General features: G+C 36.8%; 25 protein-coding genes. 12 read left to right on the top strand and 13 right to left on the bottom strand.

What is annotated here, in order from left to right:
• Window positions 1-14: 14 nt before the first annotated feature.
• Window positions 15-935, bottom strand: a complete 921-nt coding sequence (argF, locus tag AS4_RS10005; RefSeq protein WP_004720705.1) for an ornithine carbamoyltransferase — start codon at window positions 933-935, stop codon at window positions 15-17.
• Between the two features lie 128 nt (window positions 936-1,063).
• Window positions 1,064-1,717: a TetR/AcrR family transcriptional regulator gene (locus AS4_RS10010; RefSeq protein WP_004720703.1), complete on the bottom strand. Its 654-nt coding sequence runs from the start codon at window positions 1,715-1,717 to the stop codon at window positions 1,064-1,066.
• Between the two features lie 236 nt (window positions 1,718-1,953).
• Here AS4_RS10010 and prpB point away from each other — a divergent pair, with 236 nt between their 5' ends.
• On the top strand, window positions 1,954-2,838 hold the full coding sequence (gene prpB, locus AS4_RS10015) for a methylisocitrate lyase (protein WP_004720700.1): 885 nt from the start codon (window positions 1,954-1,956) through the stop codon (window positions 2,836-2,838).
• A 4-nt stretch (window positions 2,839-2,842) separates the two neighbouring features.
• The gene (prpC, locus tag AS4_RS10020; protein ID WP_004821331.1) at window positions 2,843-3,979 is read left to right on the top strand and encodes a bifunctional 2-methylcitrate synthase/citrate synthase; all 1,137 of its coding nucleotides are present in this window, start codon (window positions 2,843-2,845) and stop codon (window positions 3,977-3,979) included.
• A 56-nt stretch (window positions 3,980-4,035) separates the two neighbouring features.
• On the opposite strand, the gene AS4_RS10025 is transcribed toward prpC, so the two are convergent.
• From AS4_RS10025 to AS4_RS10035, 3 genes are all read right to left on the bottom strand, one after another.
• Entirely contained in the window at window positions 4,036-4,623 is a 588-nt protein-coding gene (locus AS4_RS10025; RefSeq protein ID WP_096734039.1) for a hypothetical protein, read from the bottom strand.
• Window positions 4,624-4,635: 12 nt separating this feature from the next.
• Window positions 4,636-5,259: a hypothetical protein gene (locus AS4_RS10030; RefSeq protein WP_096734040.1), complete on the bottom strand. Its 624-nt coding sequence runs from the start codon at window positions 5,257-5,259 to the stop codon at window positions 4,636-4,638.
• A 208-nt stretch (window positions 5,260-5,467) separates the two neighbouring features.
• Window positions 5,468-7,138 carry an FMN-binding glutamate synthase family protein gene (locus AS4_RS10035; protein ID WP_096734041.1) on the bottom strand — a complete coding sequence of 557 codons (1,671 nt, stop codon included), beginning with the start codon at window positions 7,136-7,138 and terminating at the stop codon, window positions 5,468-5,470.
• Between the two features lie 186 nt (window positions 7,139-7,324).
• Between AS4_RS10035 and AS4_RS10040 the strand changes: the two genes are divergently transcribed.
• Together AS4_RS10040 and AS4_RS10045 are read left to right on the top strand one after the other, a co-directional pair.
• Window positions 7,325-7,540, top strand: a complete 216-nt coding sequence (locus AS4_RS10040) for a hypothetical protein (RefSeq protein WP_096734042.1) — start codon at window positions 7,325-7,327, stop codon at window positions 7,538-7,540.
• Between the two features lie 98 nt (window positions 7,541-7,638).
• Window positions 7,639-8,094, top strand: a complete 456-nt coding sequence (locus AS4_RS10045) for a DUF6896 domain-containing protein (protein ID WP_004821343.1) — start codon at window positions 7,639-7,641, stop codon at window positions 8,092-8,094.
• 231 nt (window positions 8,095-8,325) lie between these two features.
• Here AS4_RS10045 and AS4_RS10050 read toward each other — a convergent pair whose 3' ends face one another.
• Window positions 8,326-9,489 carry a ribosomal protein uL16 3-hydroxylase gene (locus tag AS4_RS10050; RefSeq protein ID WP_096734043.1) on the bottom strand — a complete coding sequence of 388 codons (1,164 nt, stop codon included), beginning with the start codon at window positions 9,487-9,489 and terminating at the stop codon, window positions 8,326-8,328.
• Between the two features lie 143 nt (window positions 9,490-9,632).
• Here AS4_RS10050 and AS4_RS10055 point away from each other — a divergent pair, with 143 nt between their 5' ends.
• Together AS4_RS10055 and AS4_RS10060 are read left to right on the top strand one after the other, a co-directional pair.
• Window positions 9,633-10,121 carry a hypothetical protein gene (locus AS4_RS10055; protein ID WP_096734044.1) on the top strand — a complete coding sequence of 163 codons (489 nt, stop codon included), beginning with the start codon at window positions 9,633-9,635 and terminating at the stop codon, window positions 10,119-10,121.
• Window positions 10,122-10,139: 18 nt separating this feature from the next.
• A complete protein-coding gene (locus AS4_RS10060; RefSeq protein ID WP_096734045.1) occupies window positions 10,140-10,403 on the top strand; it encodes a PDZ domain-containing protein in 264 nt (87 codons plus the stop codon).
• Between the two features lie 60 nt (window positions 10,404-10,463).
• On the opposite strand, the gene AS4_RS10065 is transcribed toward AS4_RS10060, so the two are convergent.
• A complete protein-coding gene (locus AS4_RS10065) occupies window positions 10,464-11,057 on the bottom strand; it encodes a Maf family protein (protein WP_096734046.1) in 594 nt (197 codons plus the stop codon).
• Between the two features lie 21 nt (window positions 11,058-11,078).
• Complete coding sequence (locus AS4_RS10070; RefSeq protein ID WP_004720680.1) at window positions 11,079-11,462, bottom strand: DUF2237 family protein; 384 nt, start codon at window positions 11,460-11,462, stop codon at window positions 11,079-11,081.
• Window positions 11,463-11,601: 139 nt separating this feature from the next.
• Between AS4_RS10070 and AS4_RS10075 the strand changes: the two genes are divergently transcribed.
• The 6 genes from AS4_RS10075 (at window position 11,602) to AS4_RS10100 (ending at window position 16,822) form a co-directional block, all read left to right on the top strand.
• A complete protein-coding gene (locus tag AS4_RS10075; RefSeq protein WP_004720679.1) occupies window positions 11,602-12,789 on the top strand; it encodes a phosphoglycerate kinase in 1,188 nt (395 codons plus the stop codon).
• Between the two features lie 148 nt (window positions 12,790-12,937).
• Window positions 12,938-13,216, top strand: coding sequence for a hypothetical protein (locus tag AS4_RS10080; protein ID WP_004821354.1), 279 nt, complete (start codon window positions 12,938-12,940; stop codon window positions 13,214-13,216).
• 128 nt (window positions 13,217-13,344) lie between these two features.
• On the top strand, window positions 13,345-14,382 hold the full coding sequence (fba, locus tag AS4_RS10085) for a class II fructose-bisphosphate aldolase (protein ID WP_004720677.1): 1,038 nt from the start codon (window positions 13,345-13,347) through the stop codon (window positions 14,380-14,382).
• Between the two features lie 116 nt (window positions 14,383-14,498).
• Entirely contained in the window at window positions 14,499-15,350 is an 852-nt protein-coding gene (locus AS4_RS10090; RefSeq protein WP_096734047.1) for a DMT family transporter, read from the top strand.
• A 101-nt stretch (window positions 15,351-15,451) separates the two neighbouring features.
• A complete protein-coding gene (locus AS4_RS10095) occupies window positions 15,452-16,060 on the top strand; it encodes a GNAT family N-acetyltransferase (protein WP_004821359.1) in 609 nt (202 codons plus the stop codon).
• Between the two features lie 150 nt (window positions 16,061-16,210).
• Complete coding sequence (locus AS4_RS10100; RefSeq protein WP_096734048.1) at window positions 16,211-16,822, top strand: GNAT family N-acetyltransferase; 612 nt, start codon at window positions 16,211-16,213, stop codon at window positions 16,820-16,822.
• A 36-nt stretch (window positions 16,823-16,858) separates the two neighbouring features.
• On the opposite strand, the gene AS4_RS10105 is transcribed toward AS4_RS10100, so the two are convergent.
• From AS4_RS10105 to AS4_RS10125, 5 genes are all read right to left on the bottom strand, one after another.
• On the bottom strand, window positions 16,859-17,401 hold the full coding sequence (locus AS4_RS10105; RefSeq protein WP_096734049.1) for a CbrC family protein: 543 nt from the start codon (window positions 17,399-17,401) through the stop codon (window positions 16,859-16,861).
• A gap of 40 nt (window positions 17,402-17,441) precedes the next feature.
• Window positions 17,442-18,482 carry an AlbA family DNA-binding domain-containing protein gene (locus tag AS4_RS10110; RefSeq protein ID WP_096734050.1) on the bottom strand — a complete coding sequence of 347 codons (1,041 nt, stop codon included), beginning with the start codon at window positions 18,480-18,482 and terminating at the stop codon, window positions 17,442-17,444.
• Window positions 18,483-18,680: 198 nt separating this feature from the next.
• Entirely contained in the window at window positions 18,681-19,322 is a 642-nt protein-coding gene (locus AS4_RS10115) for a DUF4304 domain-containing protein (protein ID WP_096734051.1), read from the bottom strand.
• Window positions 19,323-19,343: 21 nt separating this feature from the next.
• Entirely contained in the window at window positions 19,344-19,943 is a 600-nt protein-coding gene (locus AS4_RS10120) for a hypothetical protein (RefSeq protein ID WP_096734052.1), read from the bottom strand.
• Between the two features lie 47 nt (window positions 19,944-19,990).
• Complete coding sequence (locus tag AS4_RS10125; RefSeq protein WP_167468941.1) at window positions 19,991-20,674, bottom strand: hypothetical protein; 684 nt, start codon at window positions 20,672-20,674, stop codon at window positions 19,991-19,993.
• Window positions 20,675-20,693: the final 19 nt, after the last annotated feature.

Raw genomic sequence — 20,693 nt, forward strand, 5'->3', positions numbered from 1 at the left:
TAAAACAAAACAAATTAGTCTTTGTTTAAATTTTCATTGATTAAAAATTCAACCAAGGCTTTTTGTGCGTGTAGGCGATTTTCTGCTTCATCCCAAACCACAGCGTTTTTGTGATCCAGCATATTTTCAGAAACTTCTTCACCGCGATGTGCAGGTAGGCAATGCATAAATAGACAATCTGGATGTGCTAAATCCATTAATTTTTCATTCACTTGATACGCAGCAAACGCTTTTTCACGAATTTTTTGTTCTTCTTCTTGGCCCATACTTGCCCAAACATCCGTCACGATCAGATCTGCATTGACCGCTGCGTCTTCTGCTGATTCAAAAAGTTCTACGCAATGTGCAAATTCTGAAAGAAATTCAGGTTTTGGTTCATAACCTTTCGGTGACGCGATTTTTAACTTAAAGCCCCACATATGCGCAGCTTCAATATATGAATTACACATATTGTTGCCATCGCCAATCCAAGCCACAGTTTTGCCATTGATCGAACCACGATGTTCAACAAATGTTTGTACATCCGCAAGTAACTGGCAAGGGTGGTGGTCATCAGTTAATGCATTGATAACCGGGACTGTTGAATATTCAGCAAAACGTTCAACAATATCATGACCAAATGTACGAATCATCACGATATCAAGCATGCTCGAGATCACACGTGCAGAATCTTCAATTGGCTCACCACGACCCAATTGAGTGTCGCGTGACGAAAGGAAAATTGCACTGCCTCCAAATTGGCTCATACCAGCTTCGAAAGATACACGAGTACGGGTACTCGACTTTTCAAAAATCATCCCCATGACTTTTCCAACAAAGGGTTGAAATACTTCGTTGTTGTGTTGTTTTCGCTTTAACTCTTGAGCACGTTCAATGATACGGTTAAGTTCAGCAGTGGATAAATCACGTAAAGTAAGAAAATGTCGTAGAGCCATGGTTACTCCACAATAATTGTTTAGTCAAAACCAATAGGGAAATTGACCAACAATTCATTGTTGGTGGTTGATGAAAATAAAAAGGAGAATCAGCTAATATACTATATGAATATGAAAACGCAAAAAAATTAGACCTTTTGATGGCCCTCTAAGAAGCGATCTACACAATAACTTACGCAATTGAATATTTCTTGATCAGATTCTTTGATTTCAATCCCCATTAAAATTCGCCATTCCAAATTTCTAAGAATTCCAAAATAAAATTGTGCTGAAAATAAAGGATTTGCACAGGTTAATATTTGATTTTCTACACAACGTTCCAAAGCGCATGCAATAGAGTGTTGTACTTGCTTAGGTCCTTTCTCATGAATATAGACGGCCAATTGAGGGTCTTTTTGTGAACGTTCTAAGACCAAGCGTATAAAAGCAATATTTTCCGGAATGATCATATGCTTATAAAAGTTAATCAAGGTATTGATCAAATATGCTCTGAGCTCATTCAACGCGGGGTTAAATGGAATGCAGATATCTTTAAAGAATAAATCACGACGATAGTCACAGATCGCTGTAAATAGACCTTCTTTACTACCAAAATATTTGTAAATCGAGGCTTTTGACCCGCCTGCATGATTCACGATGTCATCTAAAGATACCGCATCATAACCGTGCTCTAAAAAAAGATCGTTTGCACTAATCAGTAATGCTAAGCGACGTTCATGCCCACGTTTAGTTTGTGGAAAATCACATCCTGTAGCTTCAACTTGTGCTAAATCTTCGTTCATAAATTACTGAGGAAAAATGGGTTGTCACTATTATATCAAAGATGTCAATAAATTTCTTAGCAAACGTGCTATTGGAAAAAATGATTAAAAAAAGTGCATAAAAATGAAAAAATGAATCAAAATTCATTTTTCTTTGACTAAAGTTTTAGAGTAATATACCTAAATGGTCATATGCGAAATATAAATTATGGCTATACTCAAAACTCAATAAACAAGTGACCACTGTGGAAGGGAATATGACACAACAGACGTCTGCAGGCTTAAGATTTAGACAAGCTCTAGAAGTGGAAAAACCATTACAAATCATTGGTACAGTCAACGCTTATGCAGCGATGATGGCGAAACAGGTGGGTTATAAAGCCATCTATCTTTCAGGTGCTGGTGTGGCAAACTATTCTTATGGTTTACCTGATTTAGGGATGACCAGCTTAGACAACGTATTGGAAGATGTTCGTCGTATTACAGAACGTGTAGATACACCATTACTTGTTGATATCGATACAGGTTGGGGTGGTGCATTTAATATTGCACGGACAATTAAACAAATGATTAGTGCTGGTGCGGCAGCTGTCCATATTGAGGACCAAGTTGCACAAAAGCGTTGTGGTCATCGTCCAAATAAAGAAATTGTTTCTCAACAAGAAATGGTTGATCGCATTAAAGCAGCAGTTGATGCAAAAACAGATTCAAACTTTGTTGTGATGGCACGTACAGATGCATTGCAAAAAGAAGGTTTGCAAGCCGTGATTGATCGTGCTTGTGCATGTGTCGAGGCGGGTGCAGATGCGATCTTTGCTGAAGCAATGACCGACATTACCATGTATAAAACAGTCTGTGATGCAGTAGGTGTTCCTGTTCTTGCAAATATTACAGAGTTTGGTGATACACCTTATTACACCACCCAAGAGTTAGCTGAACAGGGCATCAGCATGGTGCTATATCCATTGTCTGCAACACGTGCAATGCAAAAAGCAGCCCTCGAAGTTTTTCGTTCAATTCGTGAAAATGGTACACAAGTTAATGTACTGGATAGCATGCAACAACGAAAAGAACTTTACGAATTCCTTGATTATCACACTTTCGAAAACACCCTAGACAAACTGTTCACGCAGGAGAAATAATAAAATGGCTGAAGGAAAAGTACTTACAGGCGCTGGATTGCGCGGTCAAGTTGCAGGTAAAACAGCACTTTCAACAGTAGGCAAGAGTGGCGCAGGCTTAACTTATCGTGGTTATGATGTGCAAGACCTTGCAGAAAATTGCCAATTTGAAGAAGTCGCTTATCTTATTTTCTTTGGTGAATTGCCTACAGCAGAACAATTGGCGACATATAAAGCCAAATTAAAATCACTTCGCCAGTTACCGCAAGCTTTAAAAGAAGTGTTAGAACGTATTCCTGCTGATTCACATCCAATGGATGTGATGCGTACAGGGGTTTCAATGTTAGGTAATCTGGAAACTGAAAAATCATTTGATCAACAGCAAGATGTGGCAGATCGTATTCTTGCAACTTTGCCAGCGATCATTTGTTATTGGTACCGTTTTAGTCATGATGGTGTACGTATTGAAGAAAATACCGATGACGATTCAATCGGTGCACAATTCTTGCATTTACTGCGTGGCGAAAAGCCAAATGAATTACATGAACAAGTAATGAATGTTTCATTAATTCTTTATGCTGAGCATGAGTTTAACGCGTCAACATTTACTGCACGCGTATGTGCTTCAACATTGTCTGATATGCACTCGTGTATTACTGGCGCAATTGGTTCACTGCGTGGACCTTTGCATGGTGGTGCAAATGAAGCTGCGATGGAAATGATTGAAAACTGGACATCTCCAGAACAAGCTGAACGTGAAATGCTGGGTAAGCTTGAACGTAAAGAAAAGATCATGGGCTTTGGTCATGCGATCTATAAAGACAATGACCCGCGTAATGGCATCATCAAAATTTGGGCTGAGCGTTTAGCAAAAGATGTTGGTGATACAGTGCTTTACCCAGTATCAGTACGTTGTGAAGAAGTGATGTGGCGTGAGAAGAAATTGTTCTGTAATGCCGATTTCTTCCATGCATCTGCATATCATTTCATGGATATTGCAACAAAACTATTCACACCAATTTTTGTGATGTCTCGTGTTACTGGTTGGGCAGCGCATGTAATGGAACAACGTGCTGACAATCGTATTATTCGTCCAAGCGCAGATTATACTGGTCCAGAGCTCCGTAAAGTTGTACCGATCACTGAACGTTCAGCAGCATAGTCCATTAATCAAGATTGATAAAAGCAGTAAAAATAAAGCCTCCTAAGAGGCTTTATTTATTGGGGAAGTTGACCGGTAGGAAATAAAACAACAGCTTCTTCACGGCTATATCCTTCATCAAAAGGTAAGCTGAGTGATTCAAAAGTAATCAGTGCGCCTTTATGTTTTGGCAGTTCAAAAGCCTGTTTAAGTTTAATTTCTGGACTGTAACGGGTTAAATTCTGTTGAAGACTTTGATATTGCGGACTGGATATTGTAAATATCGAGGCATAAATTGTTTTAAATGAGTCAGAGCTTTCAGTATCAGAAGGTCTTTGTTCGAGTAGATTAATGTTAAAGTCTTGAAGCGCGATCTTTTTAAGCGGTTTGAGCTGAGTCTTTATGCTTGAAAGTTTTTGCTGAAAGCTTTTTTGATCTGTAATACCTGTAAAATTTTCATCATATTTGAGCAGATCATAGCGTTTTTCACTCAGTGAATAGCGATAGACTTTTGGAATGTCATAGCTTGCTGAGTTTTCAAGAATTAAAACCGCTTTTTTATCTGAATCATAGCCGAGGACTTCAAGTGAAATATTGCTATCACTTTTTGCAAAAGCGAGAGCGCTAAAACTGAATAAGAGCGTTGATGTGATTATTTTTAACACGATTTATCCTCATTATTGTATTGGTAAGAGCAAAACAGCATCTTCAACATCATAGCCTGTTTCTTCTGGAATGCCGAAATATTTAACCACAATCAGTAGCTTATTTTGTTTTGGTACACTATAAGTTTGAGAAATCTTCACTGCATTGCCATAGTTTAAAGCGACTTGGTTATGACTTTGCAGAGATGCTGATTTAAGGTTGTATGTGGTTTTATATTCTGTAATCTTCTGCGAATCATCGTACCATGCACTGATTTTATTGGTTTGATTTTTGATGATCTGAACTTTTGCAGTATTGGCATTTCCTATAAGTAACGGTGTTAAACGCTTTTTAATTTTATTTAGGTCTTTTTCAAATTGGATAGCATCTTGATCATAGTCAATTTGATGCGTTTTGGGATTGATATATAACGATTGTACTTCAATCAACTTGTCAGGTGTTTTACTGTTGAGCTGATAATAGTATAACTGTGGCAAGCGCCCACGCTCATCTTCATAGTGTCTTAACAGATAAATTTTTTGTTGTTTTGCTTCATAACCCAATACTTCTATTGTTTGTCCACCACCGACAGTTGCATAACAATGTAATGACGTTGTAAGGATAGTGGTGGCGGTTATGTGTTTCAGAAATTTCATCCGCAAATATTCTTGATGTGTTTTATGATATCTTGCTTAAATATTGTTTAGATTAAAATGGTGTTTGAGTAAAAATAAAAGCCAATATAAACTTAAAAAATGCGGAAGAATCAAAAACAGAAGATTAGGCTTCTTTTAACTATATAAATGCTAGATATAAAAAAGGAGATCATGATGATCTCCTTAATGAAATTTCGCTTGCAAATAATTAGAAATGTTCAGCAGTTGCTAAGTTCCACATTCTAAAATAGAAGTTTTCTTCATCTTTATTTTCACAACTGAGCAATTCGCCGTCTTTCATCCAAAAGTGCAATTGAGCATAGTTTTTGATTTCACGGTCATTGATTCGTTGTGCCAAATGATGTGCTTTAATCTCAGCAGGATGTTGTAAGCCAGCTGCAGCAATCATTTCCGCAAGGGCTTTTAAGGTGTTTTTTTGGAAACTAAACACACGGTCTGCTTTAGATGGCACATCAAGCGCTTTTTGACGTTCTTTGTTCTGGGTTGCAACGCCAACAGGACATTGGTTGGTATGACAACTTTGTGCTTGGATACAACCCACCGCAAACATAAAACCACGTGCAGAATTGACCCAGTCGGCACCCATAGCCATCGTACTGGCAATATCAAAGGCACTGATAATTTTACCACTTGCACCAATCTTAATTTGCGAACGTAAACCTGCGCCAATTAAGGTATTGTTTACAAATAGCAGGCCTTCACGTAAAGGCGTACCCATATGATCAATCAGTTCAATAGGGGCAGCACCTGTACCGCCCTCTGAACCATCAACCACAATAAAATCTGGAGTGATTTTGGTTAGCAGCATGGCTTTTACGATGCTCATAAATTGCCAAGGTTGTCCGATACACAATTTAAAACCAACCGGTTTGCCGTTGGATAGTTCACGTAATTGCTGAATAAAATGCATCATTTCAATCGGATTGCTAAAAGCAGAATGTGTCGCTGGAGAAATACAATCCACGTCCATAGAAACACCGCGTATTTCTGCAATTTCTTTGGTGATTTTATCTTTAGGAAGTATACCGCCGTGTCCAGGTTTTGCCCCTTGTGACAGTTTAATTTCGATCATTTTGATCTGAGGCAAAGCTGCCTGTTGCTTAAATTTTTCAGGATCAAACTTACCATCTAAAGTACGGCAACCAAAATAGCCACTGGCAATTTCCCAAACAATATCACCACCGGGTTTAAGGTGATAAGGACTTAAGCTGCCTTCACCCGTGTCATGATAAAAGTTGCCTTTTTTTGCACCAGTATTTAAAGCAAGAATGGCATTTGCACTCAAACTACCAAAACTCATTGCTGAGATATTCATGATCGAAGCACTATAAGGTTGAGAGCACTGATCATTACCAATACTAATTCTAAATGTATTAAAATCAGCAGGTGTTTTGGGTGTCATCGAATGGGTTAAAAAACGATAGTCATCTTGATAGACATCAATAATTGAACCAAAAGGCTTATCTGCATTTTCATTTTTAGCACGTTGGTAAACTAAGCTTCTTTGTGCACGTGAAAAAGGTAAGGCATCATCATCAGATTCAATGAAATATTGACGAATTTCAGGACGTATATCTTCAAAGAAAAATCGGAAATGTCCCATTAAAGGGTAATTTCTTAAAATAGAATGCTGTGTTTGGATGATATCGGCAAAGCCAATTGCGGCCAATATGGATGAAACAATCCAAGCTAAATTCAGTACAGTATCTGAAAAAAAGTAATAAATATAATGACCTTCGTTAAAGAAAATAATCCAAGTCAAATATAAAGATACAAATATACAAAGGAACCAAACTGAATAACGGGAGAAAAAAGTATTGAGAAGTTGATGTCGAATTGCTTGAGCAGGACTTGCCATGAAGTAAATATCTCATTCTTTATATAGCGCTAAATTGCCCAAATTGATGAAAAAGCTCAAGTAATGATTTGTTAGACTTGAGAATGGTTCTAGATTAATAATTGAATGATTTATTTTCTAAACAATTTGAGTTAATTTAACTGAAATATTTATTTAGTATGTGATGAAAACAAAAAGGAATCGAAAATGTTTGAAGAGTTTCTGACAAAATTGTTAAACCCCAGTATCAGTTTTTTAGCCATTTATGTTTCTGTGATCGTTGTTATTGCTTATATCGGGCTGTTCTTCCAGTTTTTTAAAATAAAAAATCTAAAGCAGGAAAACGAGACATTAAAGCATCAGTTAAATTCTCAAGCTCACTCAAATATCAGCTTAAGCAAGGATGAGGGAATTACTTCTTAAAAAATGGTGAAAGTGAGTTGATAGAAATAAAGCCTGAATTTTCAGGCTTTATTTGATAAGTTTTAATTATTTAGCTTTGAAATTTTGACAGTAATTATATGATCGACCTTACTTCTGATGTAGAACAGGAATTATTAACAGCAATGGACAACTATAAAGCCATTGCTGAAGTGCTTATTGATAAATTAATTACAGAAACAGACCAACCTGAAAAAGAAAAAATTAACGCAGGACACTATTACGAAATACAAGATGCTGATTTTTTAAATGGACAAAAAACGCTATCGGAAGATTGGTCTTTTTTTGTGCATGGAGAACACTGTATGTTTGAGAATTTAATAACAGGACAAATTCTTGAAGTTTCGCTTGGAAACAAAGAAAGTATTGGCAATCTTGACCCATATTTCTTTTATAATTTTCTCAAGACAACAGTTGAATTCAATCACTTAACAAAATACTTCGTTAATCCCTTTAGTAGTACTTTAGACTTTTTTGAAAAACTTGAACGACAAAAAATATTGACAATAGATTTCGGAGTTTATCGAAAACTATGAGAAAAAATAGTCTGATAAAAGGACAATAAAGTCACAGCAAAGTCTTTATCTCTAGTGGGATGAAGTGTTTAATTTTACTTTGGTTAATTCCTCAAGCTCACTCAAATATCAGCTTAAGCAAGGATGAGCGAGTTATTTCTTAAAGTTATGCTGAAAGTAAATTGATAGAAATAAAGCCTGAATTTTCAGGCTTTATTTAAGCGTTACATTGTTAGAGTTAGATTGCGAATTTTATTCGTCAGTTGGAACAAGCATCAAGATAGATTCATTCAACAATCCAGCAATGTCTTCTAATATTTCATCATCAGACAATTCATGATTGAGTTTGACACTTTGTCCATCTGCAATCTGCTTTAAATGGGGTGCAAATTGTTCAGAAATACAGATCGATTCACCATTTGCCCAGAATAATAATTCATGATTCTGTTGAAGATAAATTAATCGAGAGGCTGGCTCAATTTGTAGTAAATAGCCTTGGTCAAGAACTTCTTCTAAATCTCCAGTGCCAATCGCTTCAGCATCAGGAATATTTTCAGGGTACTTTGCTTCAGCCATTAGACTCATAATGGCATCTTCTAACACTTTAGAATTGTTTAATTTCGCCAACAATTCAGTCTTTAAATAATCGAGTTCAGCTTGTGTCACTTGCCCAATCGGGTTTTGTTTATTCCGTAAGATGTCGAGAAGCGGATTACGTAGTTGTTGATCTTCGACAAATTTATCGCTGACACGATCCATCATGTCGGCAATATTCGGCATACGGAAACCAAAAGAGTAGGTTAGACAATCGTCTTCCGCTACACCATAATGTGACAATCCTGGTGGGACATAAAGTAAATCGCCTGGCGCTAAAACTTCATCAAAATTGATCTCCATTTCTGGAAGTAGCTTTAACGGCTGCCCTTCAACAAATTCAGATTCAGCATCACACATTTGTCCAAGTTGCCAACGACGGTGTCCATAACCTTGTACAAGAAATACATCATAAAAGTCAAAATGCTGACCTACAGAACCACCTTTAGCAGCATAAGAGACCATAATGTCATCACGACGCCACTGTGGAATAAAAGGAAATTTCTTCCAAAGCTCTGCTAAATCAAATGAATAGTGATCTACAGCTTGAATCAATAAGGTCCAAAGTTTTGGCATTTTTTGAAAATCACCTTTGATGAGTGGTGATGATTTTACTGACCATTGATTTGGATCTTTGTCTTTTTGTTTAATTAGGCGTGCTGTGATGTTTTCATCCAGAGCAAGCTCCATGACGTCATCTGGAACAAGGATATTGGCAATTTCAGGTAAAGCATTACGAACCAATAAAGGTTTTTTTTGCCAGTATTCTGAGAGGAATTGTTCAGCAGTAATTCCGCCAAGAACATCTAAAGGTAGGGACATGAAAATAGCCTAAGCAAATTTGAATCTATAATGTGGCTATTGTCTTATGTTAAGTAAAAGGGTGCAAGTTGATTTCTAAACCATAATTTTTAAATTTAGATTATAATGAATCAATCTTAAATTACTTTATATAAATTTAAAAAATGTTAAAAATTAAAGGATTATGCCTGGTTTTATGTTTGATTGTAAATGTATTTAGCATTAGTTACGCAGAACAAAACGTAAGTAATGCCTTTAAAATGCAGGATAAATATACTTATAGCAAAAAAATTAGAATAATAAAATCAGATGATTTTGATAAAAGTTTTAAAGAATTATTAGAAGAGGGCTACATATCTATTAAGTCTGAAGTTTTTAAAGAAAATACAGGTGACTATGATTATAAAAAAGTTGTAGAGCGAATGAACGATAATGCTAAAAAGATAAGAGCAGAGCTAATTTTATTTAGTAGTGAAAATCAGGGTTCAAGTATATTTCAAAGTAAAACTGTTCACGCAATTCCTCGTATGGCTGGTTCCAATAAAAGTAATAATGTTTTTAACAATAGTTTAAATCAAGATAATATGGATGGGACCTATATGGGAGCTTTTACTAGAACTTCTAGTACCACCAAATATAACGTTAATTATTAAATTTTTTTTAATTCTAGAATGGGAATATATCCAGTCAATTTGTCAGATATTGACAAGTCAAATAATGGATTGCAAACTGGGGTAAAAGCAATGTTTATAAAGAAAAATACTCCAGCTGATGGCCAAATTCAAGAAAATGATATAATTATTAAAATAGGTAATGACGATATTATGAATGTGAATAGTTTTGTTGAGTCCTCAAATAGCTTGAAAAGCGGTTTTATTACCCTACAGATTCTACGTAAAGGGCAAAAAATGAATAAAATAATTGCTATAAATTAACATTAGATTGAACATGAAGGTAAATATCAAAAATACTTTCACCTTCAAATCCATAGCAAACTAAGGCAGTTGAATTCCTAACTTCCTTAAAATTCCACATAACTGAATCATTGGCATACCCATCAAAGTGGTTTGGTCTTGCCCAATCATTTGTTCAAATAAACCAATACCAAGACTTTCACACTTAAAGCTACCAGCACAATGCAGAGGTTGATCAATTTCGATATAACGCTCAATTTCAGTCAAAGTTAAGTCACGAAATTTCACATGATAATGCTCGACCAAGGTTTGTTCAAAACCAGAAGCCAAATGTTGCACACTTAAGGCAGTACTAAAAAAGACATTTTTGCCTGAATTGGCTTGTAGCTGTTGAATGGCTTTTTCTACAGATAAAGGTTTTCCAATAAAATCTTGTGGTGCATGTTCACGCCAAGCCACCTGATCTGACCCAATCACAATTGCATTTGGATGATCTTGTGCAATGACTTGGGCTTTTTCAAAAGCCAGACGTTTAGCCAAATCATCGGCATGAGACTCACCCTGTGGTGATTCATCGATTTCAGGAGAGATACAATGATAGTCTAAGCGCAAACGATTCATTAAATCTTTACGGGTTTGGCTGGATGAAGCCAAAATAATTTCAGGGTGATTCATCTTTGAATAATTCATGCCTAGTTATACTGCATATTCCATCAAGAGATCTAAGGGAACATACGCCAAAACAGCTTGATGACAGGCTTGTAGTTTTACACGAGGTGCCATGTCGTTTTGATAGGCCTCAACCCAACGTGTCACACATAAACACCAAAAATCACCAGGTTGTAGTCCCGGAAAACCGTGTTCTGGCAGTGGTGTAATTAGGTCATTTCCCACTTTTTGTGAAAAATTTAAAAATTCTGAAGTCATTTCAGCGCATACAGTGTGCTGGCCGAGGTCGGTTGTTGCTGTATGGCAGAAACCATTACGAAAATAACCTGTGATTGGAGAAAAACAACAACTTGCTAAAGGTTCACCTAAGACATTTAAACCATTGATTTTAGGATCGGGATGAAAAGACATAAGCGTATAGAATTTAAAAGTTCGCCCTATAATAATCAAATCTCAACTTTTCTACAGCTTTTCTACAAAAGTATCTAACCTTTTTTTGTGTAATCATTTAGAATCTACGCGATTTTTAATATCTATAAGAGAGCTATACATGAATTTTCAGCGTATGACTGACCTCGATTTAGCAGGCAAGCGTGTACTTATTCGTGAAGACTTAAACGTACCTGTTAAAAATGGTGTGATTACAAGTGATGCACGTTTACGTGCTGCATTACCGACAATTAAATTGGCACTTGAGAAAGGTGCTGCGGTCATGGTGTATTCTCATCTTGGTCGTCCCGTTGAAGGTGAGCCAAAAGCGGAACAATCATTAGCTCCTGTAGCAGCTTATTTAACTGAGGCACTTGGTCAAGACGTTAAATTATTTACAGATTATTTAGATGGTGTTGAAGTTGCAGCAGGGCAAGTGGTATTACTTGAAAACTGTCGTTTCAATGTAGGTGAAAAGAAAAATAATGCTGAACTTTCAGCAAAATATGCAGCGCTTTGTGATGTATTTGTGATGGACGCATTTGGTACAGCGCATCGTGCAGAAGCATCAACTGAAGGCGTAGCACGCTTAGCAAAAGTTGCAGCAGCGGGCCCTTTGCTTGCAGCTGAATTAGATGCTTTAGGCCGTGCGTTGCAAACACCTGAAAAACCAATGGTTGCAATTGTTGCTGGTTCTAAAGTTTCTACTAAACTTGATGTTTTAACTTCGCTTTCTGATATTTGTGATCAATTGATTGTTGGTGGTGGTATTGCCAATACATTCTTAGCCGCAGCTGGCTTCAATGTCGGTAAATCATTGTGTGAACATGATTTGATTGACACAGCGAAAGCGATTGCGGCAAAAGTATCAGTTCCACTTCCAACAGATGTTGTTGTGGCAGATGCCTCTGCAATCGACTTTGCCGATTTCTTAGGTTCATTGGCAAATGCTAAAGCAACAGTAAAAAAAGTTGAAGATGTTGCAGACAATGACATGATCTTAGATGTCGGTCCTGAAACTGCAAAAGCTTTTGCAGAAATTTTAAAAACTTCTAAAACGATCCTTTGGAATGGTCCAGTTGGCGTGTTTGAAGTGGATCAATTTGGTGAAGGTACAAAAACACTTTCTTTAGCGATTGCGGAATCTGAAGGATTCTCTATTGCAGGTGGTGGTGATACTTTGGCAGCAATTGATAAATACCAAGTTGCAGACAAAATTGGTTATATTTCAACTGGTGGTGGTGCATTCCTTGAATTTGTTGAAGGCAAAACACTTCCAGCTGTAGCGGTATTGCTTGAACGTGCTTAATTGAAAAATTATTTTAATTGTGACGTTTATATGAAAGGCTGACCTCGTGTCAGCCTTTTTTATCTGAGAGATTCATTGTAAAGTAATAAAAATGAAATATAACTGCAATAAAATAGATCAAATCCAATCACCAACACTGGGAAATGTGATGAAATTTAAATTTACACTTGCAGCACTTCTTATTGCTCCTTTGGCATTTACTGCATGTTCTAAACAAGAAAAAGCACCAGCCTCAGAACAAACATCTTCTTCTGAAGCTGCTTCAGCAGAATCAGCAAACACATCTGCAGAACAACAAGCTGTGATTGATGCGCTTGATCAGCCTGTTTTGGATGAAAAAAATACAGATGTAGCTGCTGAAAAAGCAAATGCTCCAGCAGATGCGGCTACGCCAGCCACTGAAGAAGAAGCACCTAAAGCTCAATAATCTTTCTAAATGTTGTTATTTGTTAAAAGTCCCTGCAAACGCGGGGATTTTTTATGAAATAGTCAATATTGTTGCTGAATTGAAATAAAGCAACATGTAGAATATGGGGCATTACTTGGGAGGATATTATGGCTCTTATCTCATTGCGCCAACTCTTGGATCATGCCGGTGAACATAGTTACGGCGTTCCAGCGTTTAATGTGAACAACTTAGAACAAATGCGCGCAATTATGTTAGCCGCTGACGCAACAAATTCACCTGTAATTGTGCAAGCTTCTGCTGGTGCACGAAAATATGCAGGTGCTCCATTTTTACGTCATTTAATTTTAGCTGCAATTGAAGAATGGCCACATATTCCAGTGGTAATGCATCAAGATCACGGTACAAGCCCAGATGTTTGTCAACGTTCGATCCAGCTTGGATTTTCATCTGTAATGATGGATGGTTCTTTAGGTGCAGATGGTAAAACACCAACGTCTTATGAATATAACGTTGATGTAACACGTCGTACTGTTGAAATGGCACATGCATGTGGTGTTTCTGTAGAAGGCGAAATTGGCTGTTTGGGTAGCCTTGAAACAGGTTTGGCTGGTGAAGAAGATGGTGTTGGTGCAGAAGGTGTACTTGATCATTCTCAGCTTCTCACTTCTGTTGAAGAAGCTCGTCAATTCGTTGCAGATACCAATGTTGATGCTTTAGCAATTGCAGTCGGTACTTCTCATGGTGCGTACAAGTTTACTCGTCCACCTACAGGCGATATCTTGGCAATTGACCGTATTAAAGAAATTCATGCGGCACTTCCAAATACTCATCTTGTTATGCATGGTTCAAGCTCAGTACCACAAGAATGGTTAGCAATCATTAACCAATATGGTGGTGACATCAAAGAAACTTATGGTGTTCCAGTTGAGCAATTGGTTGAAGCAATCAAGCATGGTGTACGTAAAATCAACATCGATACAGATTTACGTTTAGCATCTACAGGTGCAATGCGCCGTATGATGGCTGAAAAACCAAGTGAATTTGACCCACGTAAATTCTTCGGTGAAACTGTTGAAGCAATGAAACAAATCTGTGTAGATCGTTATACAGCATTTGGTACTGCGGGCAATGCAGACAAGATTCGCCCAATTTCTTTAGAAAAAATGGTTGATCGTTATAAATAATCTTTGATGGTTGTTGATCACCTAAAAGCCCACTCATACTAGTGGGCTTTTTATTGAATCATAGGAACTCGGTTCCGCATAAATTTTGCAGTGATTGGTAAGATAAGAAGTAAATTATGGAACTCATATTTTCAGCAGCACTTTGTAGTGTGCTGGTTTCAATGCTTTTAAAATGGACCAAACAAAAAGGTTTTGATGCATTGCAAATGATTGCTTGGAATTATGCAATCGCCAGTGTATTGAGCTATATTTGGTTTAAGCCTGATTTGGCCCATATTTCAATCTCAAATACACCATGGTGGTTGATTCTTGGTTTAGGCGTTGTATTACCCAGTATTTTTTTATGTCTAGCAAAATCATTACATAGTGCAGGAATTTTAAAAACTGAAATTGCACAGCGATTGTCTGTGGTTTTATCATTATTGGCTGCATATTTTTTATTCCAAGAACAATTTAACCAATTAAAAATGCTTGGTATCGGTTTGGGTATCGTGGCAGTTTTATGTATTGTACTTTCCCAGTCGAGTCCATCAAATTCATCCCTCAATCAGAAAGGGATCCTTTATTTACTCAGTGTTTGGGTAGGTTATGCTTTGGTTGATGTTTTATTGAAATATACAACCAGTCTGGGCTTACAGTTTCCAGTTACATTAACCTTGATGTTTATATGTTCATTCCTATTATCTGTCGGTTACTTACTGATTCGAAAAACTCAGTGGAAGCTTCAGAACTGTATTGCTGGTTTGGTCTTGGGGATCATAAATTTTGCCAATATTGCTTTATATGTCAAAGCGCATATTTTATTAAAAGATTCTCCAGCCATTGTTTTTGCAGGGATGAATATCCTTGTGGTGTTATTTGGGGTCATTGCAGGGCTGTTAATTTTTAAAGAAAAGCTTAAAGTGATTACCGCTCTAGGACTGGTTTTAGGTTTGGCTGGAGTGGTATGTTTAGCCTTGGCAATATAATGACTTAACAGTAAGAAAGCTTCGTTGTTAATACGATTGATGCTGATCACTTTACAATGACATCAAACGGTAACTTTATAGATCAACTTGGTGGATATGAGATGGATGCATTTGAACAATTATTTATTCATTTAGATTTACAACTAAATAATATTCGCTTAGTACCACTGTCTTTTGAACACGAGCAAGGACTCGCTGAAGCGTGTCGTGATGGTGAATTGTGGAATTTACGAATTACCTCTACACCACATTACACAGAAGTTAAAAATTATATTGAAAAAGCATTAATCCAAAAAGCACAGGGCAGCCGTTATCCCTTTGTTGTCATAGAGCAAAGTTCAGGGAAAGTCTTGGGAACGACTAGTTATCACGATATTTTATTAAACGTAAAACGTTTTGAAATTGGCTATACATGGTATGCACAATCGGCACAACGGACCCATGTCAATACAAGCTGTAAACTATTGCTATTAGGGTTCGCTTTTGAACAACTTCAAGCCAATACCGTGGCGTTGCGGACTGACCAATTTAATTTTAAAAGCCAAAAAGCCATTGAACGTTTAGGTGCTAAAAAAGATGGCATTATTCGTGGTGATCAAATGCGTAAAGATGGTACGATTCGAGATACGGTGTTGTACAGTATTGCGCAAGGTGAGTGGAACAATGTAAAAGCACATTTACAAGACATGTTGGCACATTATAAAAAATAACTATTTTGTTGAATTATATTCGATTCAAGGGCATGCAAATGCCTTTGAAATCATTTGAAAGATCGTCATGGTGATTTCATATTTTGATCATAAAACTTTCAAAAGCATAGCGGACAATGGAGGAGCATTCTTTACATTGGTGTAATTGCTATGAATCAAGATATCTTTTCAACGCTTTATACATCATTACAAACCCATCAAGTGCAGCTTTTACCACTACAAATAGAACATGAAAATGCTTTAGTTGAGGTATGTAAAGATGGTCGATTGTGGGAATTGGAATATACATCGGTTCCACATTATTCTCAGATCAAGGCTTATATTGCCAAGGCACTTGAACAAAAATCTTTGGGAATACGCGTACCTTTTGTTGTTTTAAATCAGCGAAATGGTCGTATTGTAGGAACCACCAGTTTTCGTGATTTTATTTGGGAGGTGCGCCGTGTTGAGATTGGCTATACATGGTATGCACAATCAGCACAACGCAGTCATATCAATACCAGTTGTAAGTTGTTGTTGCTTGAGTACGCATTTGAAAAACTACAAGCTAACTCGGTTGTATTAAGGACGGATATTCGCAATATTAAAAGTCAAAGTGCCATTGAGCGTCTAGGTGCGCATTATGATGGTGTGCTACGTCAAGATGCGCTACGAAAAGATGGAACTGTCCGCGATACTGTTATATACAGCATAATCAAAGATGAATGGCAGGGCATTAAACAGCATCTAAGCCAGTTACTTAGCCAAAGCTATAAGGTTTAACTTATAAGGTTTGACCTATAAGTTTTGATTATGTATTTAACTACAATCTATATGCAAACGATGTTGTTGGCAATGAATGCATTGAAATAGATAGCCTGTTAAATCACCGTCGATACTGAGGTGATCTTGGATAAGTTCTACTGGATAACCATTTTCTTCGATATCGGCTTTGACTTCATCCCAAATTGGTTTAAGCATTTCACTATCCGCATAAGCGATAAATTGACATGGTTCATTGCAATGCACGAGCCAAACTTCTTGTTGCCAACTATAATAACTTGGCGTTTTTAAGCAGATTTCATCTAAAAATTCAGGGTTGATTTTTTCGGATGGATCATTTGGGTTTGAAGAAACACCTTCAATGCCACAGTAGTCATTGTATTCTCCATCGTATTTTTGCGCTGCTGCACCATTAGCAATACACCACGGACAGATATAATCGGGTTCATCTACGCTATAGAAAGAGCATACATACTTTAAATCACGTTGTTGATTGCAAATCGAACAAATACCATCTTCTTTTTCAAACAGATCAAGTTTGTATGCATTGGGATGATATTTAAACTGAGGGTAATCCATATTTTTGATTCTTCTAGGTAGAGATTTTAACTATTGAATGCTAACAATAAAATTCTACACGAAAACTTTCAATCAGTTCAGGTGGAACACGTGTTGTTTGTCCATTGGTGCGCATAAACAATTCGCCTTTGTAATATAACGGACGGTCCGATTTATTACATTTAAAGACCAATATGGTTTTTCCTTGAATCTGTATTTCTTCTAGTGTGGTATAAATATTTGAAATTTTGTTACTTTCATGTGCCAGTTTATCAATCAAACTCCGCTTCATTAAGTCGAGTGAATTATTAAAGTGTTCCGCAAGTTCATTTTCAATCCCGACAATGGTTAAATCATCAGCAACGCCTATAAAGACATAGCCATTGCGGGTATTCATAAATGCAAAGCACGCTTTGACCCATTTATCTGATTTGCGGTTGGTTAATAGGTCTGTGGTACGTTCTTTAAATTCAATCCGTTGATTTTCACCCAGTTGAATTAAATTAAAATAGTACTCTGAACAGGAGTTTTGCCTATAATGATTGAGTGTGGTCTTAATTTTTTCTAATGATTTATATGCGGCCACGGTTTCTAAATTATGAATATCTTGCCATTGGTAAATTAATTTAATCTTTAATTCATTGGCTAAGTTGGGATCAGCAAGGTATTCAAAGCTCAAATTGAGATATTGTAAAATTTCTGTGTAAATAGCATGACTGGCAATTGGAATGGAAATTTTATTAAAGGTATTTCTAATTTTTTCTAAATTTTTGTGAAATTCAAAAGCTTCTTGATAAAAACTTAAATATTTAAACTCATTTAAAATATGTTCATAAGGGCGATGAAATGAGTTAGGAAACAGTTGCTTGGGCGGTATATGGATATATTTTTCAATCTGTTGAAAGTAATATCTTAAGGTTGGATACTTTAAGGCCTGATCAATATTGATTTCAAATTTCTCAGAAAGTGGCTTAGTGGTATAGGCTTGAAAAAACAGCAGTGTTTGGATTTCTTTGTATTTATTGGGGTAGTCATGCCAATGCGTTTCTAGAAACTCATTAAAATTCTTAAATTTATTGGTGAGATACATGTTCAAATCCATAGCAACACCTTTGATCCTCTATTGTTTGGTGTTCGGTATTTACAACAAATATGTCATCAGACTATTTATATATAGTTATTTATAAGTTAATTAAGTCAGGAAATAAAGCGTAAAACTTTAAATCGGATCGTGAAAGTTGTTAGAAAATATAACAAATATTTCAATTTGGTGAATAGCGCATTTGCCAGCTTCATTTCGTCATTCATCGATAATTTGTGGAATCGCCGAACTTGGATCTTGGATAAATGATGCTAATCGTTCTTTTAATGAGGTGGCTCGTTCTGGAACAGCATCAATTGCAATCTCAGCGAGCCTCTTGACCAATTGTAAATCACCAGCAGCACCAGCTACATAGCATAGGGTACACATGTGTGCGGGATGTAAGGGATTTATACAGGCCTGATGCGCTTTCTTGAGAAAATCTTCAGGCCAATGTGCCAAATCACTAAAGAAATTTTGGCTTTGACGACTCCACTCAGAGACTAGAAATTGCACCATTTCGTTAGCATCTTGTTCATTTGAGGTATATGACCAATCGTTGTCATGATCATTGATTAAATAAGGTAGGATCGAAATACGCCATGCACAATCGAAATCACGCATTTTTTCAATATCTAAAGCTTTACCTGTACATCGCATAACATATTCACCTAATGGGATAAGGTGAATACCGAGATTAACTTGGAAACAATGTCTTTTAATGGAGTGTTGTATATCGATGATTCGAATAACTTCTCCCTCAACCTGCCTAAATACATCGCCTTTTTTTATAAAGCCTTGTGCTTTTAAAATGGGATAAAACTGACATTGTAATAGTTTGGAAATGACTTTTTTATCCATTAGATATATCCATGGTAGAGGCTAGCATTGCCATAGAAATTTAGCAGTTTTCCCCTGAGGGCAATCGAATAGGTAGGCGGAACCTCCTCCACCAAAATTCATCTCAGTTCTATGATCAGGACCAGTCTCTAGTTGAGCAACAAAGCGCATAGGCTTTTGGCAGCAATCACATTCTGGTGTTTCATCATTTTGCAGCCACTCAGCTTGGCCAGAAAGCTGACCTAAAATTTCTCTCTTGGGCCCTTGCCAAAGTTCACGTGATTGTGAATAGTCTACCTGCGAATCTTGGAAAATCTTGGCGCCATATTCCGCTTCACGTAAGGTATTTTCAGATTCTAACGGTTGGAATTTTTCGAGAGCTTGAACCTCTGTAATGACAATCACTTTATTGCCACCAACGTCTGCATCCCAGTCATCACACATACCTGGATCTTGGCTACACATAAAGATCAGTTCTAAACCGAGATCAGTTTTTACTTTGCCAAGGTATTGCATTGCACCATTACAATTTGTGCAGTGAGGCCATTCAACCTGTAAGCCAATCGTTTTAACAGGAAGACCGCCAAAAGAGGTTTGATCAAGGTGTTGTGAGACTTGGTCTAAAATTAACAGTTGAGTCATGTTTATACCTTATTTTATTTCTATTTTAGCTCTGGGGGCGTTAGATCTTAACTGTGTACAACATATCCAAAGATTCCAACCAAGCTGCTCTTCTGGGTTAAGCCCAATGCAAGTCGAGGTAAGACACAACCTGTAATGATTGTTCCTTTCGGGTAATCATCAGAATTGATTTGTTCTAAAAGTGCTGAGTCACCAATCCGAACAAATGCACAGTCGATAAAATCGTGTTGTGCTGCAAACCAATCCATCATCTTGTGCCAAGGCTGAAAATATTCTGCTGGAGATTCTCCACCATCTTGTTCTACTTCTTTCCACCACTGTGTATTGGTTGTAAGCGGTTCAGTCGTAATGTACGCCAAAGGAAAAATAGTATTGGCAAAGTATTGTTGAATCAGTTGAGGCGTAATTTTTTGGCTAGCTGAGTTTTGTGAATGCATGATATAAAAATCTTGAAAATAATCCCCCGAGTTTGAACCCATGCCAACTTCAACATTTGCCATGATATTGGTGATTTCAGCGCTCAATTTTTGACAAAGTTTTAATTCATCGGAATCAATTTCATGCTGCAATGGGATATTGTGCTTTGAAATAGACCCATCATTATAAACGCTGGTAAAGCGCGAAATGATATTGTTAGGCCATTCATCTGTATCAGCACCCACATCATAATTCTGTATACATTCAGATAATATTTTTAATCTTTCTTCACTTAACGCTAGTTTTATATTCATGATTTTGCCAAATTTAATT

Origin of the sequence: Acinetobacter guillouiae, assembly GCF_002370525.2 — a bacterium.
GTDB lineage: Bacteria > Pseudomonadota > Gammaproteobacteria > Pseudomonadales > Moraxellaceae > Acinetobacter > Acinetobacter guillouiae.